This is a genomic window from Marinobacter sp. DY40_1A1 (assembly GCF_016597815.1).
GTDB lineage: Bacteria > Pseudomonadota > Gammaproteobacteria > Pseudomonadales > Oleiphilaceae > Marinobacter > Marinobacter xiaoshiensis.
This window is the reverse complement of sequence record NZ_VCHA01000016.1, coordinates 1-2,414: the sequence shown is the minus strand read 5'-3', so window position 1 is coordinate 2,414 and position 2,414 is coordinate 1. Positions and strand designations below refer to the sequence as shown.

At 56.8% G+C, this 2,414-nt stretch carries 3 protein-coding genes; all 3 read left to right on the top strand.

Features of this window, described 5'->3' with window-relative positions:
* Window positions 1-82: 82 nt before the first annotated feature.
* The 3 genes from tnpA to tnpC all read left to right on the top strand — a co-directional run bounded on the left by tnpA (window position 83) and on the right by tnpC (window position 2,397).
* The gene (gene tnpA / locus FFI61_RS17665) at window positions 83-448 is read left to right on the top strand and encodes an IS66-like element accessory protein TnpA (protein ID WP_200371919.1); all 366 of its coding nucleotides are present in this window, start codon (window positions 83-85) and stop codon (window positions 446-448) included.
* Window positions 445-780 carry an IS66 family insertion sequence element accessory protein TnpB gene (gene tnpB, locus FFI61_RS17660; RefSeq protein ID WP_200371918.1) on the top strand — a complete coding sequence of 112 codons (336 nt, stop codon included), beginning with the start codon at window positions 445-447 and terminating at the stop codon, window positions 778-780. Before tnpA ends, tnpB begins: the two co-directional genes overlap by 4 nt.
* 75 nt (window positions 781-855) lie before the next feature.
* Window positions 856-2,397: an IS66 family transposase gene (gene tnpC / locus FFI61_RS17655; protein ID WP_200371917.1), complete on the top strand. Its 1,542-nt coding sequence runs from the start codon at window positions 856-858 to the stop codon at window positions 2,395-2,397.
* Window positions 2,398-2,414 lie beyond the last annotated feature (17 nt).

Sequence of the window (2,414 nt, the reverse complement as noted above, 5' to 3'; positions counted from 1 at the left end):
GTAAGCGTCCGGCAAACCCATCTTGAGTGTGATGCCGAAGGCTTCAAGATAGTGTCCACTTATTCTTTAGTGGACACTATCTATGAACAACGTAAGCGTAACCCGCCCTTACCGAAAACGTCGCCGACACGCTCCGGAATTTAAAGCTCGGCTGGTGGCCGAGTGCCACAGACCTGGAGCTTCTGTTTCCCGCATTGCCCTGGATAACGACCTCAACGCCAACCAACTTCGGCGCTGGATCAGAGAGTCGAAGCAAGACGATGGAAGCCAAGCCCCAGCCTTTCTACCGGTTCGTTTTCCAGCGACGGCCGTGCATACCACGAAACCTGCCGATAAGGATCGCACCATCCGCATCGAGATTCCGCGAGCCGGCGGCCCGGTTGTGGTGGAATGGCCCGCCGATCAAGGTCAGCAATGCGCGGCGTTTCTGCGCGAACTGTTGCCATGATCCGCATTGACGAGATCTGGCTGGCCACCGAGCCCTTGGATATGCGGGCTGGGCCAGACACCGCGTTGGCGCGTGTCGTCCAGGTGTTCGGCTCAGCCAGGCCCCATTGTGCGTACCTGTTCGCCAACAAACGGGGCAACCGAATGAAAGTGTTGATCCACGACGGTCTTGGTATATGGCTCTGTGCCCGTCGATTGAATCGCGGCAAGTTCCACTGGGGCGAAACCTGGCGTGGCAAGCAACTGTTATTAACAGACGAACAATTGGCTGCGCTGGTTCAAGGGTTGCCGTGGCAACGCCTCGGTGCCGCCGGTGTGATCTCGATTCTGTAACCACAAGCCGGTTACCCAGACCATCATCAGAATGGCGAATCGTCACAGTGGCCGTGACTTGGGATACTGTTCTGCATGTCACAACGTCCCGACCTTAATCAACTCTCCGCCGATCAACTCCGTGCCCTAGTCACGGATCTGTTCGATCGCGTAGAAAATAAGGATCGAGCACTCGTACACCGCGATGCAGTCATCGAGAAACTGACCCACGAAGTGGCCATCCTTAAACGCCACAAGTTCGCCCGTCGCAGCGAACAACTGGATGCGGTTCAAGGCCGCTTGCTGGATGAGCTGATCGACAGCGACATTGCTGCCATCGAGGCTGAACTGGCACAACTCACAGCCGCCGAAACACCGCCCAAGCCAAAAATACAACCCAAGCGGGCTCCACTGCCACCGGAGTTGCCCCGCACCCTGATCCATCACGAACCCGAGAACACTCAGTGTCGCTGCGGCTGCCAGCTCAAGCGCATAGGCGAAGACGTCAGTGAAAAGCTGGATTACGTGCCGGGCGAGTTCACAGTGGAGCGCCACATCCGCGGCAAATGGGCCTGTGAGCAGTGCGAAACCCTGACCCAGGCACCGGTGCCTCCGCAGGTTATCAATAAAGGCATTCCCACCGCCGGATTACTGGCTCAGGTGCTGGTGGCCAAGTACTCGGATCATTTACCACTATACCGTCAAGAACGTATCTTCGGTCGTGCTGGCCTCGCTATCCCGCGCTCAACTCTGGCGGAATGGGTAGGCGCTTGCGGTGTGCAGCTGCAACCGCTGGTGAATGCTCTTAGAAATGCACTACTGGAACACGGCGTTCTGCACGCCGATGAAACACCGGTCAGCATGCTGGCTCCGGGCAAGAAAAAAACCCACAAAGCCTATGTCTGGGCCTATTGCACCACACCGTTCTCCAATCTGAAGGCCGTTGTTTACGACTTCGCCCCAACCCGGGCGGGTGAGCACGCTCGAACCTTCCTGGAAGGCTGGCAAGGCAAACTGGTCTGCGACGATTACTCGGGCTACAAGGCGGGCTTCGGCAACGGCATCACCGAAATCGGTTGTATGGCCCATGCCCGTCGCAAGTTCTACGACCTACACCAAGCTAACCAGAGCCAAATAGCGGCACAGGCTCTGGAATACATCGGTCAGCTGTATCAGATCGAGCGAGAAGCCAAAGACCTGCCGCCGGATAAGCGACAGCAAATCAGAAATGAAAAGGCCAGACCAATAGCCGATGCCCTGCATCAATGGATGTTGGCGCACCGACAGAAAGTGCCGGATGGCTCCGGCACGGCCAGAGCCTTGGACTACAGTCTCAAACGCTGGACAGCGCTGACGCGCTATCTGGACGATGGCGCAGTGCCCATCGACAACAACTGGATGGAAAACCAGATACGCCCGTGGGCATTGGGTCGGAGTAACTGGTTGTTCGCAGGTTCATTGCGAAGTGGTCAACGCGCTGCTGCGGTGATGACGTTAATCCAGTCCGCAAAGCTCAATGGGCATGATCCGTATGCCTATTTGAAAGATGTTCTGACGAAACTGCCGACGCAGAAAAACAACGCCATTGATGAACTGCTACCGCACAACTGGAGGCCGGTGAGCATTAGCAAGGTGTGATGGGCGGACGCTTACAA

Bases quoted from the DNA above. Each gene is read 5' to 3' on its own strand.
- tnpA (WP_200371919.1), top strand. From the start codon at position 83: ATGAACAACGTAAGCGTAACCCGCCCTTACCGAAAACGTCGCCGACAC.
- tnpB (WP_200371918.1), top strand. From the start codon at position 445: ATGATCCGCATTGACGAGATCTGGCTGGCCACCGAGCCCTTGGATATG.
- tnpC (WP_200371917.1), top strand. From the start codon at position 856: ATGTCACAACGTCCCGACCTTAATCAACTCTCCGCCGATCAACTCCGT.